This window comes from Streptomyces sp. NPDC086080 (assembly GCF_044540255.1).
Classification (GTDB): Bacteria; Actinomycetota; Actinomycetes; order Streptomycetales; family Streptomycetaceae; genus Streptomyces.
In genome coordinates this window covers 38,489-62,884 of sequence record NZ_JBITRU010000010.1, presented here as the reverse complement: position 1 = coordinate 62,884, position 24,396 = coordinate 38,489, and the positions used below count along the sequence as shown (strand labels likewise).

18 protein-coding genes are annotated in these 24,396 nt (G+C 71.3%); 10 read left to right on the top strand and 8 right to left on the bottom strand.

The features are described 5' to 3' along the window. The first annotated feature begins 96 nt into the window (after nucleotides 1-96). The 3 genes from ACIF9R_RS14865 (at nucleotide 97) to dnaK (ending at nucleotide 3,339) form a co-directional block, all read left to right on the top strand. Nucleotides 97-525, top strand: a complete 429-nt coding sequence (locus tag ACIF9R_RS14865; RefSeq protein ID WP_399979216.1) for an OsmC family protein — start codon at nucleotides 97-99, stop codon at nucleotides 523-525. A 78-nt stretch (nucleotides 526-603) separates the two neighbouring features. Next, entirely contained in the window at nucleotides 604-1,356 is a 753-nt protein-coding gene (locus ACIF9R_RS14860) for a glycerophosphodiester phosphodiesterase family protein (RefSeq protein WP_399979214.1), read from the top strand. 96 nt (nucleotides 1,357-1,452) lie between these two features. After that, nucleotides 1,453-3,339 carry a molecular chaperone DnaK gene (dnaK, locus tag ACIF9R_RS14855; RefSeq protein ID WP_399979212.1) on the top strand — a complete coding sequence of 629 codons (1,887 nt, stop codon included), beginning with the start codon at nucleotides 1,453-1,455 and terminating at the stop codon, nucleotides 3,337-3,339. 489 nt (nucleotides 3,340-3,828) lie between these two features. Here the strand turns inward: dnaK and ACIF9R_RS14850 are convergent, their stop codons facing one another. Next, nucleotides 3,829-4,692, bottom strand: a complete 864-nt coding sequence (locus ACIF9R_RS14850; RefSeq protein WP_399979209.1) for a helix-turn-helix transcriptional regulator — start codon at nucleotides 4,690-4,692, stop codon at nucleotides 3,829-3,831. 242 nt (nucleotides 4,693-4,934) lie between these two features. Here ACIF9R_RS14850 and ACIF9R_RS14845 point away from each other — a divergent pair, with 242 nt between their 5' ends. Beyond that, complete coding sequence (locus ACIF9R_RS14845; protein ID WP_399979207.1) at nucleotides 4,935-5,360, top strand: hypothetical protein; 426 nt, start codon at nucleotides 4,935-4,937, stop codon at nucleotides 5,358-5,360. Here the strand turns inward: ACIF9R_RS14845 and ACIF9R_RS14840 are convergent. Then, the gene (locus ACIF9R_RS14840) at nucleotides 5,342-6,181 is read right to left on the bottom strand and encodes a helix-turn-helix domain-containing protein (protein ID WP_399979205.1); all 840 of its coding nucleotides are present in this window, start codon (nucleotides 6,179-6,181) and stop codon (nucleotides 5,342-5,344) included. The genes ACIF9R_RS14845 and ACIF9R_RS14840 overlap by 19 nt on opposite strands. A gap of 133 nt (nucleotides 6,182-6,314) precedes the next feature. On the opposite strand from ACIF9R_RS14840, the gene ACIF9R_RS14835 reads away from it, so the two are divergent. The 3 genes from ACIF9R_RS14835 to ACIF9R_RS14825 are packed head-to-tail and all read left to right on the top strand — an operon-like array spanning nucleotide 6,315 to nucleotide 9,310. Next, nucleotides 6,315-6,620: a 4a-hydroxytetrahydrobiopterin dehydratase gene (locus tag ACIF9R_RS14835; RefSeq protein WP_399979203.1), complete on the top strand. Its 306-nt coding sequence runs from the start codon at nucleotides 6,315-6,317 to the stop codon at nucleotides 6,618-6,620. Nucleotides 6,621-6,625: 5 nt separating this feature from the next. Further along, nucleotides 6,626-7,381 carry a class I SAM-dependent methyltransferase gene (locus tag ACIF9R_RS14830; protein ID WP_399979200.1) on the top strand — a complete coding sequence of 252 codons (756 nt, stop codon included), beginning with the start codon at nucleotides 6,626-6,628 and terminating at the stop codon, nucleotides 7,379-7,381. A 57-nt stretch (nucleotides 7,382-7,438) separates the two neighbouring features. Then, nucleotides 7,439-9,310, top strand: coding sequence for a rhamnogalacturonan lyase (locus ACIF9R_RS14825; RefSeq protein WP_399979197.1), 1,872 nt, complete (start codon nucleotides 7,439-7,441; stop codon nucleotides 9,308-9,310). Nucleotide 9,311: 1 nt separating this feature from the next. Here the strand turns inward: ACIF9R_RS14825 and ACIF9R_RS14820 are convergent, their stop codons facing one another. The 3 genes from ACIF9R_RS14820 to ACIF9R_RS14810 form a co-directional block, all read right to left on the bottom strand. Then, nucleotides 9,312-9,704 carry a hypothetical protein gene (locus ACIF9R_RS14820; RefSeq protein WP_399979195.1) on the bottom strand — a complete coding sequence of 131 codons (393 nt, stop codon included), beginning with the start codon at nucleotides 9,702-9,704 and terminating at the stop codon, nucleotides 9,312-9,314. Nucleotides 9,705-9,776: 72 nt separating this feature from the next. Then, nucleotides 9,777-12,428, bottom strand: a complete 2,652-nt coding sequence (locus tag ACIF9R_RS14815) for a cellulose binding domain-containing protein (RefSeq protein ID WP_399979193.1) — start codon at nucleotides 12,426-12,428, stop codon at nucleotides 9,777-9,779. Nucleotides 12,429-12,706: 278 nt separating this feature from the next. Beyond that, nucleotides 12,707-15,622, bottom strand: coding sequence for a glycoside hydrolase family 48 protein (locus ACIF9R_RS14810; protein ID WP_399979191.1), 2,916 nt, complete (start codon nucleotides 15,620-15,622; stop codon nucleotides 12,707-12,709). Nucleotides 15,623-16,116: 494 nt separating this feature from the next. Here ACIF9R_RS14810 and ACIF9R_RS14805 point away from each other — a divergent pair, with 494 nt between their 5' ends. The 3 genes from ACIF9R_RS14805 to ACIF9R_RS14795 all read left to right on the top strand — a co-directional run bounded on the left by ACIF9R_RS14805 (nucleotide 16,117) and on the right by ACIF9R_RS14795 (nucleotide 19,676). Continuing rightward, on the top strand, nucleotides 16,117-17,853 hold the full coding sequence (locus tag ACIF9R_RS14805) for a glycoside hydrolase family 6 protein (RefSeq protein WP_399979189.1): 1,737 nt from the start codon (nucleotides 16,117-16,119) through the stop codon (nucleotides 17,851-17,853). A 166-nt stretch (nucleotides 17,854-18,019) separates the two neighbouring features. Continuing rightward, nucleotides 18,020-18,904 carry a class I SAM-dependent methyltransferase gene (locus ACIF9R_RS14800; RefSeq protein ID WP_399979187.1) on the top strand — a complete coding sequence of 295 codons (885 nt, stop codon included), beginning with the start codon at nucleotides 18,020-18,022 and terminating at the stop codon, nucleotides 18,902-18,904. Between the two features lie 67 nt (nucleotides 18,905-18,971). Next, nucleotides 18,972-19,676 (top strand): SDR family oxidoreductase, encoded by a 705-nt coding sequence (locus ACIF9R_RS14795; RefSeq protein ID WP_399979185.1) that lies wholly within the window; start codon nucleotides 18,972-18,974, stop codon nucleotides 19,674-19,676. An 82-nt stretch (nucleotides 19,677-19,758) separates the two neighbouring features. On the opposite strand, the gene ACIF9R_RS14790 is transcribed toward ACIF9R_RS14795, so the two are convergent. From ACIF9R_RS14790 to ACIF9R_RS14780, 3 genes are all read right to left on the bottom strand, one after another. Next, the gene (locus ACIF9R_RS14790) at nucleotides 19,759-20,586 is read right to left on the bottom strand and encodes an aldo/keto reductase (protein WP_399979184.1); all 828 of its coding nucleotides are present in this window, start codon (nucleotides 20,584-20,586) and stop codon (nucleotides 19,759-19,761) included. A gap of 85 nt (nucleotides 20,587-20,671) precedes the next feature. Continuing rightward, a complete protein-coding gene (locus ACIF9R_RS14785) occupies nucleotides 20,672-22,498 on the bottom strand; it encodes an AMP-dependent synthetase/ligase (protein ID WP_399979181.1) in 1,827 nt (608 codons plus the stop codon). 263 nt (nucleotides 22,499-22,761) lie between these two features. Beyond that, nucleotides 22,762-23,997: a DUF4185 domain-containing protein gene (locus ACIF9R_RS14780; protein WP_399979178.1), complete on the bottom strand. Its 1,236-nt coding sequence runs from the start codon at nucleotides 23,995-23,997 to the stop codon at nucleotides 22,762-22,764. Nucleotides 23,998-24,396: the final 399 nt, after the last annotated feature.

The following is a 24,396-nucleotide window of genomic DNA, read 5'->3' as shown; positions in this document are numbered from 1 at the left end:
GATGTGATCGGATGGGGCAGGGCGCCCGGTGATCAGGGCACCCGGACCGAGACCCGCCGGACACACGGCCGGACATTTATTTCGAAAGGATGCGTCATGGCAGCCACGCGCTCCGCACACACCGTTTGGGAAGGCAGTCTCTTCAAGGGCAGCGGGGTCGTCGCCTTCGACTCCTCCGGCGCCATCGCCGAGCAGCCGGTCACCTGGGTGTCGCGTGCCGAGGAGGCGAACGGGAAGACCAGCCCGGAGGAGCTGATCGCCGCCGCGCACTCCAGCTGCTTCTCCATGGCCCTGTCCAACGGTCTCGACAAGGCCGGCACCCCGCCGACCAAGCTGACCACCTCCGCCGACGTCACCTTCGTGCCCGGTGAGGGCATCACGGGCATCCACCTCACCGTCGAGGGCACCGTCCCGGGCCTGGACGAGGCCGGTTTCGTCGCCGCGGCCGAGGACGCCAAGGTGAACTGCCCGGTCAGCCAGGCGCTGAAGGGTACGAACATCACCCTGACGGCGAAGCTCGCCTGACCCGCTCGCCGTGTCGAGCCACCGCAGGCCGCTCCACCCGGGGCGGCCTGCGGTACATCCCCTCCGGGAGCGACCACCATGACGTCACGCCCCGCCGTCTCCGCCCACCGCGGCGGCTCCGAGCGCGCCGCCCCGGCCACCTGGGAGGCCTACGAGGACGCGCTCGCGTCCGGCGCGGAGTACGTCGAGTTCGACGTCCGGCGCACGGCGGACGGCGTCTTCGTCGTCCACCACGATCCCCGGGTAGGGCGTACCGGCCCGCCGCTGTCCGCGCTCACCCTCGCGGAGCTGAACGAGCGCGCCGGATACCCCGTGCCCCTCGTGGAGGAGGTCATGGAGCTGATCGCCGGGAAGCTCGTCGCGCACCTGGATCTGAAGGAGACCGGCCACGAGCGGGAACTGATCGACCGCGCGGTCGCCCTGCTCGGCACGGACGGATGCGTCGCCACCACCCTCGAGGACCGTTCCGTCGCCGCCCTCACCGCCGCCCACCCGCGGGTGCGCACCGTGCTGTCGCTCGGCCGTGACGGCGCGGACATCGGCCGGCGCCGCCTGGTGGCCACCCGTATCAGCGAACTGCTCCCCATGCGCCGGGTCCGCGCCTGCGGCGCCCACGGGGTCGCCGTGCACCAACGTCTGGCCCGCGCCACCGTGCTGCGCGAGGCGGCGCGTAACAGACTGTTCACCATGGTGTGGACCGTGAACGAGGACGCGGCCCTGCGGGGCTTCCTCGGCGACCCGCGCGTGGACGTGCTGATCACGGACCGTCCCCGTCGCGCCGTGGAACTGCGTGAACTGCGTGGGCACACGGACGCCCGCACCCCCCATTGACAACCACCCGTTCAAACCATTGACAACAGGGCACTCAAGTTTTGTGCTGGAAGATGCCGGAAGTCCGAAGAGGTGCCCTGGCGGAAGGGGACAGCGATGGGACGTGCCGTCGGAATCGACCTGGGAACCACGAACTCGGTCGTGGCCGTGCTGGAGGGAGGCGAGCCCACCGTCATCGCCAACGCGGAGGGCGCGCGCACCACGCCCTCGGTGGTGGCCTTCGCCAAGAACGGCGAGGTGCTGGTCGGTGAGGTCGCCAAAAGGCAGGCCGTGACGAACATCGACCGCACCGCCCGCTCGGTCAAGCGGCACATGGGCGACGCCCAGTGGCGCTTCCCCGGGGAGGGCTCCGTCGACGGGACCCGCTACACGGCGCAGGAACTGTCCGCACGGGTGCTGCAGAAGCTGCGCCGGGACGCCGAGTCGTACCTCGGCGAGGACGTCACCGACGCGGTCATCACCGTACCGGCGTACTTCGACGACACCCAGCGGCAGGCCACCAAGGAGGCCGGGGAGATCGCCGGCCTCAAGGTGCTGAGGATCATCAACGAGCCCACGGCGGCGGCCCTTGCGTACGGCCTGGACAAGGAGAACGAGCAGACCGTCCTCGTCTTCGACCTGGGCGGGGGCACCTTCGACGTGTCGCTGCTCGACATGGGCGACGGCGTCATCGAGGTGAAGGCCACCAACGGCGACACCCACCTCGGCGGCGACGACTGGGACCAGCGCGTCGTCGAATACCTCGCCAAGCGCTTCAAGGGGCAGTACGGCGTCGACCTGGCGCAGGACAGGATGGCCGTGCAGCGGCTGCGGGAGGCCGCCGAGAAGGCGAAGATCGAGCTGTCCTCGTCGACGGAGACCACCATCAACCTGCCCTACATCACCGCCTCCGCCGAAGGCCCCCTGCACCTCGACGAGAAGATGACCCGCGCCCAGTTCCAGGAACTCACCGAGGATCTGCTGGAGCGCTGCAAGAAGCCCTTCCACCAGGCCGTCAAGGACGCCGGGGTGGAACTGTCCGCGATCGACCACGTCATCCTCGTCGGCGGTTCCACCCGGATGCCCGCCGTCACCGACCTGGTCCGTGAACTCACCGGCAAGGAACCGCACAAGGGCGTCAACCCGGACGAGGTGGTGGCCCTCGGCGCCGCCCTCCAGGCGGGTGTCATCCGCGGCGACGTCAAGGACGTGCTGCTCCTCGACGTCACCCCGCTGTCCCTGGGCATCGAGACCAAGGGCGGCATCATGACCAAGCTGATCGAGCGCAACACCACGATCCCCACCCGGCGTTCGGAGATCTTCACCACCGCCACCGACAACCAGCCCTCGGTCGGCATCCAGGTCTACCAGGGCGAACGCGAGATCGCCGCGTACAACAAGAAGCTCGGTGTCTTCGACCTCACCGGCCTGCCGCCGGCCCCGCGCGGCGTCCCCCAGATCGAGGTCGCCTTCGACATCGACGCCAACGGGATCATGCACGTCTCCGCGAAGGACCTCGCCACCGGCCGCGAGCAGAAGATGACCGTCACCGGCGGCTCGGCCCTGCCCAAGGACGACATCGACCGCATGATGCGGGACGCCGAGGAGTACGCCGAGGAGGACCGCAAACGCCGCGAGACCGCCGAGACCCGCAACCAGGCGGAACAACTCGTCTACCAGACGGAGAACTTCCTGCGGGACAACGCCGACAAGGTGCCCGGCGACGTCCGGTCCGAGGTCGAGGCGGCCGTCACGGAGCTGAAGCGGCTGCTGGAGCGGGAGGCGGTCGACACGGCCGAGCTGCGCGGCGGCGTGGAGAAACTCGCTACGGTCAGCCAGAAGATGGGCCAGGCGATGTACGCGAGCCCCTCCGGGGGTGCGGCGCAGGACACCTCCGCGGCGCAGGACGCCTCCGCGTCGCAGGAGGACGAGGGCGTCGTGGACGCGGAGATCGTCGACGACGACAGGGACACGGGGGGCAGGCGCGAGAACGGCGCAGCCTGACCCCCACGGCCGTCGGCCGCCCCTCGCTGCCGCGCGGCACCCGGCGCGGCTGCGACCGGCGGCGCCGTGCCTCACCCGCGTAGCCGCGAGCGGCCACCGACCGTGCCCGCGTAGCTGCGGGCAGTCAGTCGTGCCGCGACGGGCCGCCGGCCGTGCTCCGCGCAGCTGCGGGCAGTCGTGCCTCCCCCAGTGCCTTAAGGGCCTGGGAGGTACCCCCAGGGCGGCACGGGTGGGCGGTGGGGGAGGCACTTGGCAAGCGCCGGGAGCGAAGCGGTGTTGGTGCGGGCCGGGGGGTGACTGCGCAACCCGGCGCCGGCGGGGTGCCGTCGCGCCCACCCTCCCCCACTCTCGGCTTCGCTCGAGCGGGGGGACCCCCATCGCCCTGCGGCACGACTGCCCGCGGAGAGCGGGGGCTGATCGCGGAGGGCGGGGGCTGATCGCGGCAACGGCTGCCCGCGGAGGGCGGGGGCAGTGGAGGGTGAGGGGGCGCTAGTAGTGTTCGCGGCACTCTCGTAGGAGCTTTTCCGTGCGCTGGGTCGTGGCCGCCCGCGCCGTCATGTGGTCCAGGACCTCCAGGTGCACCGAGACCTCCTTGCGGGAGTCCAGGTACAGCGCCCCGGTCAGGTACTCGGTGAACACCATGTCCGGCAGCTCCGGCTCGGCGAAGCGGAACAGGGAGAACGGCGCGTACGTCCCCGGGTGCGGCCCGTCGGCGAACTCGGCGATCTGGAGGGTGACCCGGTCCCGCGCGCAGTAGTCGAGCAGCTTGTCGAGCTGGTCACGCATCACCCGCCCGTCGACGCTCACCGGACGGCGCAGCACCGTCTCCTCCATCAGCACCCACAGGTGCGGTGGATCGGACCGCTCCAGCAGCCGCTGGCGCTCCATGCGCAGGGACACATGCCGCTCGACCGCGTCCCGCCCCGCGGTGCCGATCGTCCCGGCCTCCAGGACGGCACGGGCGTAGTCCTCGGTCTGCAGCAGCCCCGGAACGAAGTGCGGCTCGTAGGAGCGGATGATCCGGGCGGCGCCCTCCAGGCTCACATACAGGCTGAACCACTCGGGCAGCACATCGTGGTACCGCTGCCACCAGCCCGGCCGGTTCGCCTCCTCGGCGAGTTCCACGAACGCCTCGGACTCGCCGTCGGGCACCCCGTACGCGGTCAGCAGCAGCTGGACGTAGGGAATCTTCAGCGCGACCTCGGCGGTCTCCATCCGCCGCACGGTCGCCGGCGCCACCCGCAGGATCCGGGCCGCCTCCTCCCGCGAGAGGCCGGAGGCCTCCCGCAGCTCGTACAGCCGCCTTCCCAGAACCACCTGGCCCACGGTCGGTGCGGCCCGCCGCTCACTCACGCCACGCCTCCCCAACGCGCCCGGGCATGCGCTCAGTCTGTCATGTTCCTCCGACACTCTCACGAGCCACGGTGATCCGCCCTGTTTCCCTGCTCCCCGCCCCTCCCTTACCCGGCAGGTAATCGACCCCCTCCGGCGTGCGCGGGATCGTGGACGCACCGGGTTCCGGACCGGCGCACTCCGGCCCGGGACCCGGCCCGCCCCCACCGACCCCGACCGACCCCGACGGAGGGTGACCCATCATGTCCGCGACCCAGCTCGCCGTACTCGCCAGGACCGTGGAACCGCAGCGGATGCTGCGCCGCTTCCTGGCCCTCGACGCCGTGGTGACCGGTGTCAACGCGCTCGCCTACCTCGCCCTGCCGGGCCCTCTCGGACGCCTCCTCGGCGTCGGCTCCGGCCTCCTCCTGGGAATCGGCGCGTTCCTCGCGGTGTACGCGGCGGGTGTGGCCCTGCTGGCCGCCCGGCCGCATCCGCCGGCGGCCGGCGTGCGGATCGTCGTCGAGGCCAACCTCGTCTGGGCGGTGGGGAGTCCGGCCGCTCTCGCGCTGTGGCTCACCCCGACCGCGGCGGGCGCGGTGTGGACGGTCCTCCAGGCCCTGACGGTGGCCGGTTTCGCCGTGACCCAGCACCTGGCCCTGAAGCAGCGTCAGCTCAGCCAGGACTGAAGGTACTTGGCCGTCGCCGGGTCCGCCGGGAGCAGCGTCTCCACGGCCAGCTCGGCGACGGTCACGTCCATCGGTGTGTTGAAGGTCGAGATCGACGACACGAAGGACAGCCTGCGCCCCTCGTGCTCGATCACCATCGGCAGCGCGAAGTACGCCACCGGCTCACCCGGTTCCTCCTCGACCCGCTCGCCGCCGTCCGGGACCGGGTACGCCGAGACCTCCTCGTACAGCGCCCGCAGCGGCTCGGAGCGGCTCAGCGCGATGTGCCGCCGCATCTGCTCCAGCAGGTGCCCGCGCCACTCCCGCAGGTTCAGGATCCGCGGCGCCAGCCCCTGCGGGTGCAGGGTGAGCCGCACCGCGTTCAGCGGCGGCGCCAGCAGCACCTCGGGCACCCCGTCGAACAGCGCCATGACCCCGCGGTTGGCCGCCACGACGTCGTACATCGCGTCCACCACGAGCGCCGGATACGGCTCGAAACCGCCGATCAGCCGTTCGATGCCGTCCCGCAGCGCGTCCAGCGCCGGGTCGTCCAGCGGGGTGTGCGGGAACCGGGGCGCGTAGCCGGCCGCCAGGAGCAGCGCGTTGCGCTCCCGGATCGGGACGTCCAGCCGCTCGGCGAGCCGCAGCACCATCTCCTCGCTGGGCCGCGAGCGGCCGGTCTCGATGAAACTGATGTGCCGGGCCGAGGAGTCCGCACTCAGCGCCAGCTCCAGCTGGCTGATCCGACGCTGCTCCCGCCAGGCGCGCAGCAGCGGGCCCACGCCACCGGAGGCGGAGGCGGAGGCGGAGGCAGAGGCGGCTCGGGACGGGACGGTGGTCATGGCAGGACCGTAGTCGAGAAGCCGCCGCCCGGGGAGCCGGGTGCCGCTGACCAGGGCCTCCCGCCCCCTCCTGTGGCAGCCTGGGAGTCCCGGCACGAGAGCCGGATCCCGAACCCGGTGAAGGAGCGCGGCCATGCCCGTCGAACCGCTGTCGCAGAAGGAGCTCGATGACCGGCTGGCCGAACTGCCGGGCTGGTCGCTCGACGGGGACCGTCTCACCCGCTCCTACCGGCTCGGCTCGCATGTCGCGGCGGCGGCGATGGTCGTCCACATCGCCCAGGTGCAGGAGGAACTGGACCACCACTCCGACCTCACTCTCGGCTACAACACCCTGTCCCTGTCCGTGCACACCCACAGTGCGGGCGGCGCCGTCACCGCCAAGGACGTCGAGCTCGCGCGCAGGGTGGAGGACCTGGCACCCGCACACGGTGCACACTGAGACGCGTGCTGGACTACGACGAGGAAGCGGAGCGGTACGACGCCCTGCGCGGCGGTGAACCCCGGGCGGCGGCCGCCGCCGACGCCGTGCTCGGCCTCGTACCGGGCGGTGCGCGGGATCTGCTGGACGTGGCCTGCGGCACCGGCATCGTGACCCGGCGATTTCCCGTCGCCCGCCCCGGACTGCGGGTGACGGGGGCCGACCTCGCCCGGTCGATGACCCGGTTGGCGGCAGCCCGGCTGCCGGGCGCCGTGGTCCGTGCGGACGGCCGCCGGCTGCCCTTCGGGGACGCCCGGTTCGACGTCGTCGTCAGCGTGTGGCTGCTGCACCTGCTGTCCGGCCCCGAGGACGTCCGGGCGGTCGTCGGCGAGTGCGCCCGCGTCCTGCGGCCCGGCGGGGTCTATGTCACCACCGTCCACAAGGGCGCCTCGCACAACGTGGGCAGCGACATCGACGCGGTCCTCGCCGCCCGCCCGCCGAGCCCGGTGCCCGACGCGCCCGCCGCTGTGGCGGCCTGCGCCGCCGGGCACGGGCTGCTTCCCGCCGGTGAGGCCCGGTTCCGGGGGCACGGTCAGGGCCGGAGCCCTCGCCGCGCCGTGGCGGACCTGCGGCGGGGTTGGTTCGTCACCCTGCCCCCGGGAGCGCCGCTCGCCGAGGACCTCGCCGCGCGCCTGGCCGCGCTGCCGGACCAGGAACGCCCCCGCCCCGACCCCGAGTTCAGCCTCCGGGCGTACCGCAAGCCGCTACCCGGCAACCTGTAGGACACCGGCGGCGACTGGGAGACGGAACCCGTCCGTCTCTCCCAGGAGGTCCGTCCCGTGACCCACCCCCACAGGCACCGCAGACGCCGTGTCCTCCTTCCCGCGGCCCTCGCCGCCGCCGTGCTGGCCGGCGCCGCCCCGACCGCTCTGTCACCGTCGCCCGCCGAGGCCGCCACCGCGCGCCAGGTCGAGGCCCTCGACCGGGGCGTGGTCAGCGTCCACACCGGCAGCGGCAACCTGGTGAGCTGGCGCTGGCTCGGCACCGACCCGGACACCGTCGCCTTCAACGTCTACCGGGCCGGAACCAAGGTGAACGCCTCCCCGATCACCGGCTCGACCACCTTCTTCCACTCCGGCGCGCCCTCGCACGCCGACTACACCGTCCGCGCGGTGGTGAACGGCACCGAGCAGGGCGACTCGGTGCACGCGATCCAGTTCCGCGCGGGCTACAAGGACGTCCCCCTCAGCCCGCCGTCCGGCGGCACCACGCCCGACGGGGTGGCGTACACCTACGAGGCCAACGACGCCTCCGTCGGCGACCTCGACGGCGACGGCGCCCTCGACATCGTCCTCAAGTGGCAGCCCACCAACGCCAAGGACAACTCCCAGTCCGGCTACACCGGCAACACGATCGTCGACGGCATCAAGCTCGACGGCACCCGGCTGTGGCGCGTCGACCTGGGCCGCAACATCCGCTCCGGCGCCCACTACACGCAGTTCCAGGTGTACGACTACGACGGCGACGGCGAGGCGGAGGTCGCCATGAAGACCGCCGACGGAACGCGGGACGGTACCGGCGCGGTCATCGGCAACTCCTCCGCCGACCACCGCAATTCCAGCGGGTACGTGCTCTCCGGCCCCGAGTACCTGACGATGTTCAACGGCCGCACGGGCCGGGCGATGGGCACCGTCGACTACGTCCCGGCCCGCGGCACGGTCTCCTCATGGGGCGACTCCTACGGCAACCGCGTCGACCGCTTCCTGGCCGGCACCGCCTACCTCGACGGCGCCCGCCCCTCCCTGATCATGGCCCGCGGCTACTACACCCGCACGGTCGTCGCGGCCTGGGACTGGCGGGGCGGTGCCTTCACCCGCCGCTGGACCTTCGACACCAACTCCTCCACCAACAGCGGCAAGGGGTACGACGGTCAGGGCTCCCACAGCCTCTCCGTCGGGGACGTCGACAACGACGGCCGGGACGAGATCGTCTACGGCGCGATGGCCGTGGACGACAACGGCAACGGCCTGTGGACCACGAGGACGGGGCACGGCGACGCCCAGCACCTCGGCGACCTCGACGCGTCCACGTCCGGCCTGGAGTACTACAAGGTCTCCGAGTCCACCGGCCAGCCCGCCGCCCTCTACATCAACCCCGCGAACGGCGCCGTCCGCTGGAAGCTCGGCGCCTGCTGCGACAACGGCCGTGGAGTCGCGGGGGACATCTGGTCGGGCAACTCCGGCCCCGAGATGTGGTCCTCGTCCGACGGCTCCATCCGTGACGAGGGCGGTGGCACCAAGGGCCGCAAGCCCTCCTCCACCAACTTCCTGGCCTGGTGGGACGGCGACCCGGTCCGTGAACTCCTCGACGGCACCCGCATCGACAAGTACGGCACCTCCTCCGACACCCGCCTGCTGACCGGCTCGGGTGTGGCGTCGAACAACGGCACCAAGGCCACCCCGGTGCTGTCCGGTGACATCCTGGGCGACTGGCGCGAGGAGGTCGTCTGGCGCACCGCCGACAACACGGCCCTGCGCATCTACTCCACCCCCCACGACACCGACCGCCGCATCACCACCCTCCTCCACGACACCCTCTACCGCACCTCCCTGGCCTGGCAGAACACCGCCTACAACCAGCCCCCGCACACCGGCTTCTTCATCGGCGCCGACATGCCCACCCCACCCAGGCCCCCGGTCTTCGCCCCCTGAACTACGCGCAGTCCTCGGCGACCCGTACCACCTCGAAGACCACCGGGTATCCGGTGATCTGCTGATGGGGTCCGGGCCGGGAGCCGCAGATCCTCCACTCGGCAGGGTCGTCCACCGGACGGCCCTGCCCACTCGCGTCCTCGAAGACCATGTCGAGTCTGCCGTCCAGTTGCTCGGACGCGCTCCCGGCATTGCCGCCGACGAGATCGGGCATGCCGGCGGTGACCGGTGTGGCGTCGGCCGCGGGGCTCGCCTCGCCGGCCTGTGCCGGTCGGGTCTCCGCGCCGCTCGTCACCCCCGCGGACTTCTCCGGCGCGGGCGACCCGTCGCAGGCGGCGACCGATATCAGCACCGCCACAGCGAGGGCGGATCTCACAAAGGTGTTGATGGTCATTTCCTTCCCGGCTGTCTCACACCGCCCCGGCCCGCCCGTACCGAGTACGGGCGGGCCGGGGCGCACTGGGGGTCAACCTACCGTGCAGGTGTCCCCGCCCAGTTGGAACATCGCGGGTGTGCCGTCGGCCGCCGATCCGGTCGCCGTGAAGCCGAAGGCGGCCGACGAGCCCGGGGCCACCGTGCCGTTCCAGCCGGCGTTGCGGGCCGTCACCGCCGGGCCGGACTGGGTGTGGGAGGCGTTCCAGAGCTGGGAGATCTTCTGGCCGCCGGGGAAGGACCAGGTGAGGGACCAGCCGTTCCAGGAGGACTGGCCCGTGTTGGTCAGCCGGACATCGGCCTGGAAGCCGCCGGACCACTGGTTGGTGATCCGGTACGCCACCTCGCACGTGCCGGACGGGTCCGGGTCCGGGTCCGGTTCGCCGCCGGTGTCCGACGTGTCGCCGTAGACGACGCCGCGGCCGTTGGTCGCCACGTACACGCGGCCGTAGACCCGCGGATCGCCGGTGATCGCCGCTCCTGTCCAACCCCACTGGTGGGCGTCGTCGTTGACGCGGGTCCAGGACGCGCCCCGGTCCGTGGAGCGGAAGATGCCGCGCACGCCGTCGATCTCCGCGCTGGTGAACAGGGTCTGGTACGAGGCGCCGGGTGCCGCCTTGCCGAAGCCGACGGTGTCGGCTTCATCGACGTTCGGCAGCCTGGTGAAGGTCGCGCCCGAGTCGGTGGAGTGCCACAGACCGTACGGTCCGTCGCTCGCCCCGCCCGCCAGCCAGACCTCGCCCCGCGCACCCGGGAGTGCCTTGAAGCGCACGCTGTCGCCGGCCGGGAGTCCCGTCGCCGACGAGGCGGTGAAGGTCGCGCCGCCGTCCGTACTGACGTAGAACGTCCCGGACTTGAAGCCGTAGAACCTCTTCGGGTCCACCCGGTCGGACTCGACGACCGCCCCGGACGGGATGCCGGACGACGGGGACCAGGACGTACCGAACCCGGTCGCGTGGTGCACGCCGGCGCCCTGCGGGCTCCACACGAACCGGCTGCCGTCGGCCGCCGCCGCCACCGTGCCGCCGCCGCTGACGCCCGAAGGGTCCGTCCCCGCGAACCAGTTGGCGCCGTTGTCGGTCGAGAAGGCGATGTGCGGGCCGGAGTCGAGGTTGCCGGCCCGGACCACGACGTCCGGGTTCGACTCGGCGAAGTCCAGACTGGTCGTCGACGTGAAGTTCGGCTGGGTGAACATCATCGGCGGCACCTGGGTGAGGTCCGTGTGCCGGAAGCCGCCGATGTCACCGAGCGCGCTGATCAGCGGGGCGCCCGAGGGGGGTGAGATCAGGTCGTTGACGGCGGTCTCCTCCAGGCCCCGCACCATCGGCCTGATGGTGAACGACGTGTCGTCGTCCCAGTTCGTCAGGTTCTCCGTGCCGTAGATCGTCGCGCCCGTCCCGTACATCATCCGGTCGGAGTCGAACGGGTCGATCTCCAGCGCCTCCGTCATCCAGCCCAGCTTCGGCGTCTGTTCGGGCGGCGAGGGGTTCGCGCCCCAGGTCAGCCACGGCGACGACGAGACGTCCATGGTGTAGCGGTTCGCGCGGTCCGGGTACGCCGTGTAGCTCCACGCCTGGGTCCACGTGCCGCCGCTGTCCGTCGAGCGGAAGATCTGGGTGTCCGGCCACCAGGAGCTGTACGCCGTCGCCATCACCGTGCCCGGGTTCTGCCGGTCCACGGTCAGTCCGCCGAAGCCGTAGTAGGTGTCGGCCTCCGCCACCGGGCTGATGTCCGTCCAGACACCGGTTGCCGTCGCGTACCGGTACAGCCGGCCCTTGCCGCCGTCGTACGGGCCGCCCGAGTCGCTGTACGCCAGGTACAGGTAACCGTTCTCGGCGTCGAGGACGCCCTTGTGCGCCAGGTATCCGGTGGGCTGCCCGGCGAGCCGCTGCCAGGTCGCGCCCGCGTCCGTCGACCGGTAGACGGCGTTCTCCTTGTCGGCGACCCCGACGTAGACCGTCCGCGTCGGACCGCCGGCCGGGCCCGTCGACTCGTCGAAGGTGACCCAGACGATGCCCTGGTTGTCGGACGCGTACCCGGAGGTGTCGTCCGGATCCTGCGCGTAGTTCCCGGGGTTGGGGAAGGCCGTCACCTCCGACCAGGTGGCACCGGCGTCGGTGGACCGCCAGAGTCCGTGACCGCTGGGCGCGCCCAGGTACAGCACGTCGTTGTCGTGGGGGTCGACGGCGAGGCGTTCGCCCATGCCCCGGCCGGGCATGTTGCCGCCCAGCTTGAACGGCAGGTCCGCCTTCTTCCAGCTCGCGCCCCGGTCCGTGGAGCGCAGCACCGCGCCGTTGCCCGGGTCCCAGTCGTTGGTGTACGTGCCGACCGCCGCGTACACCCGGTCGGGGTCGACCGTGTCGGAGGCCAGGCTCACCACGCCCGTGTGGCCCCAGTCGTCCCAGCCGACCGAGTCCAGCAGCGGCGTCCAGGTCCGGGTGGACTGCTGCCAGCGGTACGCGCCGCCGATGTCGGTGCGGGCGTACGCCAGATTCCGCTCGGCGCGGTTGAAGACGATGCCGGGCACGAAGCCGCCGCCGTCGATGCGCGCGTTCTTCCAGGTGTAGGTGTCGGCGGCGAGGGGGGTGGCCGGCTCCGGGGGCCCGGCGGCCAGGGCGGGCGGGCCGCCCGCGAGCAGACCGGCCGCCAGCGCGAGCACGACCGTGAGGATGCGGGTTCTTCGCACGGTGCGTTCCTTCCTCGTGGGGGAGGGAGAGGTGGGGGGGACGTGCGAGGACCGGGCGGCCCTCCGTGCGCGAGAGGACCGCCCGGTCGGTTGGGCCCGTCGTCCTGTGACGGGACCCGGCACGCGGAGCTGTCGAGCGCCACCGGGGAAGCGGTACCCCGTGCCCCCGGAGGGGCGCGGGACCGCGGAGACGTGCGGCTACCGTGGTGTGAGCACGACCGGCCGTGCACGGCCCGCAGTTCGACGTACCGCTCCACCCGCGGAGCGCTCGGCGGGGGCTATTCGAGCAGCTCCGCGTATGAGCCCATGGCCAGGGCGATGTCGGCCTGGGCCCAGAACCGGTGGTACGTGAAGGTGGGCGCGGCGCCGCCCGCCAGATAGGACTCGATCTTCGACCACGCCGGGTCGTCCTCGTAGAAGGACCGGATCGACGCGAACGTCGACGACGAGTTGATCGTGTCGCCGTTCGGCATGGTGCCGCTCCAGCCGCTCGGGACGTAGATCCGGTCGTCGAAGCGGTTGTAGTCGGCGCGGGTCTCCTCGACGGCGATGCCGAGCGCGTCCTGGTTGTTCTCCCACATGCCGTCCAGCAGCGCCTTCGCCGTGGTGGCCGCCTCCGTGTCACCGGAGCGGTCCGCGTAGTACGTCAGTGTCTTGGCGTACGCGGCGGCCACACCGACGTCGTTGGTGTAGTCGGCGACGGTGACGTGCAGCCCGCTGTTGGCGCCGGGGGACGACGCGTTCCAGGTGTCGGGCTTGCCCGACCACTGGAGGGTCGACGGCATCAGGAAGGAGCCGTCGGGGTTGATCGTGGTCTCGGACAGCGCCCAGTCCACCCACTTGTCGAGGACCGACTTGGCGAGCGCGTTGCCGGTCTGCTGGTACAGCTCGGCCACCCGCTCCATCGACCACGCCTGGAAGCCGAACCACTGGTTGGACGGCGGGTCGTGGTAGACCGGCTTCTCGTCGTAGTGCATGCCGTAGAAGGTCGGCGTGCCGGCCGGCGGGGTGGTGTAGCGGCCCGCCCAGCTGTTGGTCGCGCCGCCCGCGATGCCACCCTCGTCGGACTGCAGCCAGCGGTAGAACTCCAGCTGCCGTTGCATCGACGTGGCCCAGTCGTTCGCGCCCGTCGCCGACTTCGGCTTCAGCGGCGCGTACTCGCTCAGCGCGTACGCGGCGAGCGGGTTCTGGTAGCCGCCGTGCGCGTGGCTGGAGCCGATGCGCCAGGCCCAGCCCGCCGAGGTGTCGGTGGCGCCGCCCCAGGCGTAGTACCAGGACAGCAGGTAGTGCGAGGCGTCCTTGCCGGTGCCTGCCGGGCAGGACGGGCTGGTGCAGTTGCCGATCTTCTTGAAGTACTTGTCGTACATGGCGTAGCGCAGGTAGTCACCCATCTTCGCGGCCTTGGCGACGACCGCGGAGACCTGGGAGCCCTTGCCCTGCTCCTTGGCCCACAGGTCCGCCCAGTACGCGGCCTGCACGGCCCGCGCGTCGGCGTCCGGGGCGTTGGTGAACTTCCACTGCTTGGCGTAGGACGCGTCCTTGGTGAACAGGTCCAGGTAGCCGTTGGTTCCGCCGTACTTGAAGGCGTCGCAGGTGGGCTGCGGGACGGTCTCCCACACCGACTCCTGCGGGCCGCGCTGGAAGGTGTTGATGTACGACGGTCCGGTGTCCGCGGGACCCGCCTCGCACTTGCCGGGCGAGTTGCCGTAGCCGTACACGTTGTCGACGTCCTGGATCCAGTGCATGCCGTAGACGTCGTCCGTGCCGTAGGCGGACTTCAGCTCGGCCGCGATCGGGTCGGGGCCGACGGAGACACCGGAGTCGAGCTGCGACGGGTACTCGTCCGGGGTGTCGTGCTCGGGCGCGTAGGTGGCCGGCTTCGAGGCGTTGTAGAAGGAGTTGGTCGGCTGGTCGGCGTGGGTCGGGATCGCGTACTGCTCCATGATGTCCCAGGCCTCGTTGAGCCTCGACCAGTCACCGGTGACCTTGCCGTACATCGCCTGGAGCCAGATCAGATAGCTGTACGCCTCCGAGGTGGTCTCGTGACCGTGGTCCGGCGCCTCGACGATCAGTGTCTCCACCGAGTGGTACGGGATGCCCTCGGGGGAGAAGTAGCCGTTGGCCGGGTCGGTGATCTTCCCGTACAGCTCCAGGAAGCGCGCGTCGTACGTCTTCGACGCGCCCAGCTGGGTCACCGTGACCGCCGCCTTGGCGTGGCCGGGTGCCACGGACTCGAAGACGGCCGAGCCGCTGCCGGAGTCGTCGGCGGCGATCGTCACCCGCTGCGCGGTGTTCCAGTTCGACGGCGTGAAGGTGAGCGAGGCGCCGGAGGAGACCGACAGGCCCGAATTGCCGCTCGCCCGTGTCGTCGTGACGGTCGTGTTCGCACTCGGCTGCTTGGACAGCTTCACCTCGTACGTGCCCGACTCGCCCTGCTGAATGCCGAGTTGGGACGGGGTGGCGACCACGGCGGGACCGGAGGCGACCGTGATGCCGACCGGGGTCGAACTCGCGGAGGCGCCCATGCTGTCGTGGGCCTTCGCCACCAGCGAATGACTGCCCACGGTCAAACCAGCGACCGAAAGGGTGAAGGGGGCGCTGGTGTCGGTACCCAGCAGCTCGGTGTCGTCGTAGAACTCCACCTTGGTGATCGTCGCGTCGTCGGCCGCCGCGGCGGTGGCCGCGAGCGGGACCGTCTCGCCCTGGGAGTAGACCGCGCCGGCCGCCGGGCTGGTCAGCACGGTGATCGGCGGCTGATGGGCGCCGGCACAGGTGGTGCCGTTGATCGCGAAGGAGGTGGGAGCGGCGTTGCTGCCGCTGTAGCTGAACTGGCCGCCGGTCGTGACGGCGGCGCCGGCGGCGATCCGGCCGTTGTACCCGGCGTCCTTCACGGTCACGGTGGAGCCGGACTGCGACCAGGTGCCGTTCCAGCCGTTCTGCAGACGCTGGTTGCCCGTGTAGTCGTACGTCAGGGTCCAGCCGTCGATGACGTCCGTACCGCGGTTGGTGAGGGTGAGCTCCGCGGTGAATCCGGAGCCCCAGTCGTTCGTCCTGTAGTCGACGCTGCACTGGACAGCGGCGGCCTGGGCGGGGGTGGAGCCGGTCGAGAGCATCGTCAGCGGAAGTGCCAGCGCCGCCGCCGCGGCCGTCAACAGCCGCCGGACGCCGCGGCGCCTCCTGGGTGGGGGATGCATGGTGCTGGTTCCTCCTGCGACTCGGGTGAAGTCAAGCCTTGAACCAGTGGGAGCGCTCCCATAGTGGGGAAGGGGTGAGGGGTGGTCAAGCCTTGTGGAGAATCGAAATATTTCGACGACACGAGTTGAGTGAATGTCAGCATCCCCTCTGTTCTTTGCCGTCACTTGGCGCTAGCTTCAAGTGCACCAGTGGGAGCGGTTCCATCAGTCGACGCGTTCGTCACGACGCGTCCGAGCTGCAAGGAGTCGCTCATGCGCCACCCCCCGCGTTCAGTACTTTGAGCCACCCCGTGCACGTGTGGAGCACCTGACGCGGGGCCGCTCGTTCCCGTGGGATCCACGCGCCGTCGAGTGCTGCCCGGAATCTCCCGGCCGGCACCGCGGGGCCCGTACCGACCGGTCCCGACGGCACTCCCACCCCGTAAGGCACCAGGCCGCGCGGTCGTCCGCGCGCGCCCCGAAGGACAGCCCCCTACGGATAGGAAACCCGCACCATGAGTCGCACCAAAACCGCGCTCCTCGCCGCCACGGCGCTGGTCGCAGGCGCCGCCGGGACGGCGATGGCCGCCGCACCCGGCGACGTCGGCGCGGCCGCCATCCCCTGTACCGTGGACTACCAGGTGCAGAACCAGTGGGACACCGGCTTCACCGCGTCCGTGAAGGTCACCAACAACGGTGCCGCGAAGTCGTCGTGGGCGGTGAAGTGGACCTACGCCGGCAACCAGAGGGTCACCAACGCCTGGAACGCCAAGGTCACCCAGTCCGGCGCGGACGTCACCGTCGCCAACGAGTCCTACAACGGCACGCTCGCCACCGGAGGTTCGGCCACCTTCGGCTTCCAGGGCACCTACAGCGGCAGCAACGCGATCCCCGCCACCTTCACCCTCGACGGCGTGACCTGCAACGTCGACTCCGGCGGCCCGACCGATCCGACCGACCCCACCGACCCGACCGACCCGACCGATCCGCCTACGGGTGACCGGGTCGACAACCCCTACGACGGCGCCCAGGTGTACGTGAACCCCGAGTGGTCCGCGAACGCCGCCGCCGAGCCGGGCGGCAGCCGTATCGCCGACGAGCCCACCGCTGTCTGGCTGGACCGCATCGCGGCCATCAACGGCGCCAACGGCAAGATGAGCCTGCGTGAGCACCTCGACGAGGCGCTGACCCAGAAGGGCTCGGGCGAACTGGTCTTCCAGGTCGTCATCTACAACCTGCCCGGCCGCGACTGCGCCGCCCTCGCCTCCAACGGCGAGCTCGGCCCGACGGAGATCGACCGCTACAAGACCGAGTACATCGACCCGATCGCGGAGATCCTCTCCGACCCGAAGTACGCCGGCCTGCGGATCGTCACCACGGTCGAGATCGACTCCCTGCCCAACCTGGTCACCAACGTCTCTCCGCGGGCCACCGCCACGGAGAACTGCGACGTGATGAAGGCCAACGGCAACTACGTGAAGGGCGTCGGCTACGCCCTGAACAAGCTCGGTGACGCGCCCAACGTCTACAACTACGTGGACGCCGGCCACCACGGCTGGCTCGGCTGGGACGACAACTTCGGCCCCTCCGCGGAGATGTTCAAGCAGGCCGCGACCGCCGAGGGCGCGACCGTCGCCGATGTGCACGGCTTCATCGCCAACACGGCCAACTACAGCGCCCTGAAGGAGGAGAACTTCTCCATCAACGACAACGTGGCCGGCAAGTCGGTGCGTGAATCCAAGTGGGTGGACTGGAACCGCTACGTCGACGAGCTGTCGTACGCCCAGGCCCTGCGGGAGAAGCTCGTCTCGATCGGCTTCGACTCGAACATCGGCATGCTGATCGACACCTCCCGCAACGGCTGGGGCGGCGCGGACCGGCCCTCCGGCCCCGGCGCCACCACCAGCGTGGACACCTATGTGGACGGCGGCCGCTACGACCGCCGCCTCAACACCGGCAACTGGTGCAACCAGGCGGGCGCCGGACTCGGTGAGCGGCCGCAGGCCTCCCCGGAGGCCGGGATCGACGCCTATGTGTGGGTCAAGCCCCCGGGTGAGTCCGACGGGTCGAGCAAGGCCATCGACAACGACGAGGGCAAGGGCTTCGACCGGATGTGCGACCCCACGTACACCGGCAACCCGCGCAACAACGACAACATGTCGGGGGCGCTGTCCGACGCCCCGGTCTCCGGACACTGGTTCTCCGCCCAGTTCCAGGAGCTGATGAGGAACGCCTACCCGCCGCTGTCGTGACGGGCTGACCACCGGTCCGCCGGGACCGGGCCGGCCAGGCCCGGCCCCGGCGGACCGCCGCACACCTCTCCCTCCGGAACGCCCGTTTGCCGGAGCGGCAACGTAGGTTGCCCGCCCCCGGTGCGCCGTCGCACGCTGACGGCATCCGAGCGGAGAGGCTGACCCCATGGCGCACCACCACCACAACGACCCACACCGTCACGGCGACGGCGACATCGACTGGGCCGAGATGGCCCACCTGCTCGAATCACAGGCGGAACTGTTCACCCCGCTGTACGAGCACGCCCTGAGCTGGCTGGCGAAGGAGGTGACCGAACCAGGACTGATCGTGGACGCCGGCAGCGGCCCCGGCGTCATCGCGTGCCTGTTCGCCGAGACCTTCCCCGGCGCGCGGGTGGTGGCCGTAGACGGCTCCGAGCCGCTGCTGGAACGCGCCCGCGCACGGGCGGAACGCCAGGGCGCGGCCGACCGGTTCGGTACCGTCGCCGGTGAACTCCCGGGCGTTCTCGGCGAACTGGACTACCCGGCCGACCTGCTGTGGGCCAGCCGAAGTGTGCACCACCTGGGCGACCAGAGCGCCGCACTGGCCGCCTGCGCCGAGCGGCTCGCCCCGGGCGGCACGCTCGCGGTGATGGAGGGCGGGCTGCCCGCCCGCTTCCTTCCCCGTGACATCGGGTTCGGCCGGCCCGGACTGCAGGCACGCATCGACGCGGTGGAACAGGACCGGTTCAGCCGGATGCGCGCCGAACTCCCGGGCGCGGTGGCCGTCGTCGAGGACTGGCCCGCCCTGCTGGCCTCGGCCGGCCTGCGCCACACCCGCTCGCGCACCTTCCTCCTCGACCTGCCCGCCCCGGCCACGGACCGCGCCCGCGCCTATGTGATCGCCTCCCTCACCCACACCCGCGAGAGCCTCGCCGAGGACCTGGACGCCGACGACCGCGCCGCCCTCGACCGGCTCCTCGACCCCGACGACCGGGCGAGCGCGCACCACCGCCCTGACGTGTTCGTCCTCGCGGCCCACACGGTCCATTCGGGGGTGCGCCCCGTGTGACGGCTTGACTTGGAGAGCTCTCCAAGTGATGGACTCCGGGGAACGCAACGACACACAGGGGGTTTCCATGACCGACGACACTCGGGTCGCGCTCGTCACAGGTGGTGGCAGTGGGATCGGGGCCGCCGTCGCACGGCGGTTGCTGGACGCCGGGCAGCGGGTGGTCGTCACCGGACGGGGTGAGGAGCGGCTGCGCGGATTCGCGAAGGAACTCGGTGAGCCCGAAGGCCTGTTGACCGTTCCCGGTAACGCGGCCGAGTACGACGACGTGCGGGCGGCGGTCGGCACGGCGCTGGCGGAGTTCGGACGGCTGGACACGGTCGTCGCCAACGCGGGCTTCGCCACCGGGGATTCGGTCGCCGAGGGCGACCCCGCCGGGTGGACCGACATGGTGCTGACCAACGTGCTCGGCCCCGCGCTGCTGATCAGGGCCTCCATCGACGCCCTGAAGGAGACCCGGGGACGCATCGTGCTGGTCGGCAGCGTCGCCGGGTTCGTGCCCACGCCCGGCAATCTCTACGGGGCCACCAAGTACGCGGTGACCGGGCTCGCCGAGAACACCCGGCGGCAGGTCACCGAGTGGGGCGTCGGCGTCACCCTGATCGCCCCCGGCCGCGTGGAGACCCCGTTCTGGGACGCCCACGGCAGCCTCCCGCCGGGCAGCCTGCTCACCGCCGACCAGATCGCCGACTCCGTCGTGTGGGCCATGGACCAGCCGGCCGGAGTCGACGTCAACACCGTCGTCGTACGGCCCCTCGGACAGCCCAACTAGCAGGCTTCGTCCGGACCTTGCCGGAGTCCCTGGACAGGTGGACGGCCTCCCCGCACCGGGGAGGCCGTCCACCTGTCCGAGGTCAGTTGACCTCCGCCGGGTCCGCACCCAGCCGCCGGTCCTCGTTCAGCGCGCTGATCGCGGCGAGGTCCTCGGGGTCCAGGGTGAACCCGAAGACGTCGATGTTCTCCTTGATCCGGGACGGCGTCACCGACTTGGGGATGACGACGTTGCCCAGCTGGAGGTGCCAGCGCAGGACGACCTGGGCCGGGGTACGGTCGTGCTTCCGCGCGATCGCCACCAGCGCGGGGATCTCCAGGATGCCCTTGCCGGAGCCCAGCGGCGACCACGCCTCGGTGGCGATGCCCTGCTCCGCGTGGTACTCACGCGCGGCGTGCTGCTGCAGATGCGGGTGCAGCTCGATCTGGTTGACCGCCGGGATGACCGACGTCTCGGCGATGAGGTGCTTCAGGTGCTCCGGCAGGAAGTTCGACACGCCGATGGCGCGGACCCGGCCGTCGGCGAGCAGCTTCTCGAACGCCTTGTACGTGTCGACGTACCGGCCCCGGGCGGGCGTCGGCCAGTGGATGAGGTACAGGTCCACATAGTCCAGACCGAGCTTCGCCAGGGAGGTGTCGAAGCCGCGCAGGGCGGTGTCGTACCCGTGGTCGCTGTTCCAGAGCTTGGTGGTGACGAAGATGTCCTCACGGGGGACGCCCGAGTTGGCGATGGCCCGGCCGGTGCCCTCCTCGTTGCCGTAGACCGCCGCGGTGTCGATGCTGCGATAGCCCGCCTCCAGTGCCGTCGTCACGGCCGTCTCGGCCTCCGCGTCCGGCACCTGCCAGACGCCGAACCCCAGCTGAGGCATCTCGACGCCGTTGTTCAGGATGATCGGGGGGACCTTGCTCACGAGCTCTCTCGATCCTTCGGTTGGGGTCAGGTGGTACCTCCATCGTCAACGATCACGGACCGTGGCGCATTCCTGACGCGGAAATTCAGGCGCGATAGAGCGCCTCGACCTCGTCCTGGTACGCCTTCTCGATCGCTCTGCGCTTCAGTTTCAGCGACGGTGTGAGCAGCCCGTGCTCCTCGGTGAACGGCTGGGCCAGGATGCGGAACGTCCGGATCGACTCGGCCTGCGAGACCAGGGTGTTGGCCGCGACCACCGCGCGCCGCACCTCCGCCTCCAGGTCCGGGTCGCGCACCAGTTCGGCGGGTGACATCGGCGCCTTGCCGCGCATCGTCAGCCAGTGCTCCACGGCCTCCTGGTCGAGGGTGACGAGCGCGGCGACGTACGGGCGGTCGTTGCCGACCACGATGCACTGGTTGACCAGCGGATGGTCCCGCACCCGCTCCTCCAGCACCCCCGGCGAGAGACTCTTGCCGCCCGAGGTCACCAGGATCTCCTTCTTGCGCCCGGTGATGGTCAGATAGCCGTCCTCGTCCAGGGAACCGAGGTCCCCGGTGGCCAGCCAGCCGTCGTGCAGGCACGCGCCGGTGGCCTCGGGGTTGTTGAGGTAGCCCGCGAAGACGGTGCCGCCGTGCAGCCAGATCTCGCCGTCGTCCGCGATGCGCACGGTGACTCCGGGGATCGGCTGACCGACGGTTCCGTAGCGGGTGAGTTCGGGCGGGTTGGCGGTGGCCGCCGCCGTCGACTCGGTGAGGCCGTACCCCTCGTAGATGTGCACGCCGGCCCCCGCGAAGAAGAGTCCCAGCCGGCGGTCCATCGCCGAACCGCCCGACATGGCGTGCCGGATCCTGCCGCCCATCGCGGCGCGGATCCTGGAGTAGACGATCCTGTCGAAGAACTGGTGCTGCATCCGCAACGACGCGGACGGGCCGGGTCCAGTGCCCCAGGCCTTCGCCTCCACCGCGTCCGCGTACCGGACGGCCACGTCGACGGCCTTGTCGAACGGCCCCGAGCGGCCCTCCCGTTCCGCCTTGCGCCGCGCCGCGTTGAACACCTTCTCGAAGATGTACGGAACGGCCAGGATGAACGTCGGCCGGAACGCGGCCAGATCGGGCATCAGCGCCGCCGCGTGCAGCTCCGGCTGATGACCGAACTTCACCTTGCCGCGGATCGCCGCGACCTCCACCATCCGCCCGAAGACATGCGCGAGCGGCAGGAACAGCAGCGTCGACGCCTCGTCGCCCCTGCGCGAGTGGAACACCGGCTCCCAGCGTCCGATGACCGCGTCCGCCTCGTCCATGAAGTTGCCGTGCGAGAGCACACAGCCCTTGGGGCGGCCCGTGGTGCCCGAGGTGTAGATGATCGTCGCCACCGAGTCGGGTGTGACCGCCTGCCGGTGCCGGTGCACCACCTCGTCGTCCAGATGCGCGCCCGCGTCGTACAGCTCCTGCACCGCGCCCGCGTCGAGCTGCCACAGCCTGCGCATCCGGGGCAGCCGGTCGATGACGGTGGCGATCGTCATCGCGTGGTCCTCGTGCTCCACGACGGCGGCCGTGACCTCCGCGTCGTGCAGCATCCAGCAGCACTGCTCGGCCGAGGACGTGGGATAGACGGGGACGACCTGCGCGCCGATCGTCCACAGCGCGAAGTCGAGGAGCGTCCACTCGTAGCGGGTCCGGGACATGATCGCGACCCGGTCGCCGAACCGGATCCCGCCCGCGAGCAGTCCCTTGGCGAGGGCGAGCACCTCGTCGCGGAACTCGGCGCTGGACACGTCCCGCCACCGGCCGCTGTCGTCCCTGCGGCCGAGCGCGATACGCGACGGGTCCTCCTCGGCGTACCGGAAGACCACGTCGGCCAGACCGCCCACCGCGGGCTCCAGGGCCGACGGAGGGTTGGTGAACTCGCGCAAACCCGCTCCCCGCTGCTCGGCGCCCGGACCGCTGCACGACGTCGTCGTCCCGCGCGGCGCCGTGAAAGCTACCCCACGCGACCCGTCGGCGGGAGGGGGGTCGACAACCGGGTGAAGATCCCGTCCGCGCTGGTCAGGGGCGGAAAATGCGCTCACAAGGGTCAGGGTCGGACAGAAACCTGACCGTGGAGTAAGTTTCGGTGGAGCAATCTCCACCGAATCTGTACGACGTCATCGGCCCGTGACCGGTCCTGGCGGGCGGGTCACCGTCCCGGAGCGAGCCGGACGGTCACGAACCGCGGCCGGTACAGGGCGACGTTCCGGCTGAGCATCGCGGCGGCTCCGCTCGTCTCCAGCCAGTTCACGTCGTAGCTGAGCACCAGCCGTCCGTCCTCGCTCAGCTCCGGATGCGTCTGCGGGTTGTAGGCGGCGGTCCCGCCCTGTGGCAGGGCGGGGGCGAACTCGTGCGCCGGACCGTGCCAGGGCCCGGTCGGGGAGCAGGCCCAGTACGACGCCACCGTGGTCAGCCCCTTGGCGCCCGCGGCCATCGTGAACAGGACATACGTCCCCTCGTCCCGCGCCACCGAGAAGGCGCTGCCCACCCCGGTGCGCCGCCCGTCGCCGAGCACGGGACCCGGGCGGGCGCGGGTCCGCCAAGCCGCACCGCTCCAGTACTCCCAGGCGGCCGGGTCGGCGAGCCCGCCGTCCGGCACGCGGGCCACATAGGCGTGCGAGGCCGGGCGGGAGGCGGGGCGGCCGTCGTCACCGCCGAAGACGTACGTCCACCCGTCCTCCTCGACGAGGGTGGTCCCGAACAGCACCCGCCGGGACGGGTCGGCGATCTGCCGCTGGTCGAGCACCGTCACCATCGACTCCAGGCGCAGGGCGGGCAGGGAGAGCGTGGCGACCTCGGTGGCGGTGGGCACACCGTAGATCCACGGATGCTGTCCGGTCTGCCGCACCCAGAGCACGACCCTCAGGACCTGCTCGGCGGAGCCGGGGGAGCGCGGCTCGACCCGGGCGGCGACCGGCCAGCGCCACCGGCCCGGTGCCGGGTCGGGGAAGAGCGGGGCGGGCAGGGTGCCTTCCAGCCGCCCGTCGCGCATGAGCACGGCCGAGTTGCGGACGAGGGGGGCCGCCGTGTCCCGCCATGTGTACGACTCGCCGGCCGGGTTCGGCGGGCGGTGCACCTGACCCAGGAAGGTGTCGGAGAACAGCCACAGCAGCCGGCCGTCGGGCAGCCGGACCGAGTGGGTGCCGTCGCCACCGGTCCAGTCGTCGGTGCGGCCGGCGTCGTCGCCGTAACGGACGAACTCGGCGGTGAGGGCGGGGTCGGCGGTCCAGGCGGCGACGGTACGCGGCCGGCAGCCGCCGGCTTCGTCGTCCGGTCCGTGGTCGTCCGGCCAACCGCTGACCAGCGCGGCTCCGAGGACCAGGGCCAGCGCCAGCGCGATCCCGGTCCCCGTCCGCCGTCGTGCTCCGGCTGCGTCGTCGGGCATGCCCGGGGACGTTAGTGGGTCGCCGGGGTTCCGGTCCATGGGGCCGGGGGCCTGGCGGCCGGCTCGGGGTCTCGTGGCTGTCGGGCCTCGGGGGTCGTGGTGTCGTCCGGCTTTCGGGGCCTGCGGCCGACTGCTTCCGGGGTCTGACGGCTGTCCGGCCCCGGGTCGTGCCGTGGTCAGGCCTCCGGGGCCAGGGGCCGTCCGGCCGTTGGGGCCGGGAGTCGTCCGGCCTTCGGGCATGCGGCCGTCCGGCTTCCGGGGTTCTCCGGCTGTCGGGTCTTGGGGTCGTGCCGTGGTCCGGCCTCCGGGGTCTGCGGCCGTCCGGCCGTTGGGGCCGGGAGTCGTCCGGCCTTCGGGCATGCGGCCGTCCGGCTTCCGGGGTTCTCCGGCTGTCGGGTC

Coding starts and splice junctions, on each gene's coding strand:
- ACIF9R_RS14800 (WP_399979187.1), top strand. CDS start 18,020: ATGGCGCACCACCACCACAACGACCCACACCGTCACGGCGACGGCGAC.
- dnaK (WP_399979212.1), top strand. CDS start 1,453: ATGGGACGTGCCGTCGGAATCGACCTGGGAACCACGAACTCGGTCGTG.
- ACIF9R_RS14835 (WP_399979203.1), top strand. CDS start 6,315: ATGCCCGTCGAACCGCTGTCGCAGAAGGAGCTCGATGACCGGCTGGCC.
- ACIF9R_RS14780 (WP_399979178.1), bottom strand. CDS start 23,997: ATGCCCGACGACGCAGCCGGAGCACGACGGCGGACGGGGACCGGGATC.
- ACIF9R_RS14865 (WP_399979216.1), top strand. CDS start 97: ATGGCAGCCACGCGCTCCGCACACACCGTTTGGGAAGGCAGTCTCTTC.
- ACIF9R_RS14820 (WP_399979195.1), bottom strand. CDS start 9,704: ATGACCATCAACACCTTTGTGAGATCCGCCCTCGCTGTGGCGGTGCTG.
- ACIF9R_RS14860 (WP_399979214.1), top strand. CDS start 604: ATGACGTCACGCCCCGCCGTCTCCGCCCACCGCGGCGGCTCCGAGCGC.
- ACIF9R_RS14840 (WP_399979205.1), bottom strand. CDS start 6,181: ATGACCACCGTCCCGTCCCGAGCCGCCTCTGCCTCCGCCTCCGCCTCC.
- ACIF9R_RS14845 (WP_399979207.1), top strand. CDS start 4,935: ATGTCCGCGACCCAGCTCGCCGTACTCGCCAGGACCGTGGAACCGCAG.
- ACIF9R_RS14805 (WP_399979189.1), top strand. CDS start 16,117: ATGAGTCGCACCAAAACCGCGCTCCTCGCCGCCACGGCGCTGGTCGCA.
- ACIF9R_RS14795 (WP_399979185.1), top strand. CDS start 18,972: ATGACCGACGACACTCGGGTCGCGCTCGTCACAGGTGGTGGCAGTGGG.
- ACIF9R_RS14810 (WP_399979191.1), bottom strand. CDS start 15,622: ATGCATCCCCCACCCAGGAGGCGCCGCGGCGTCCGGCGGCTGTTGACG.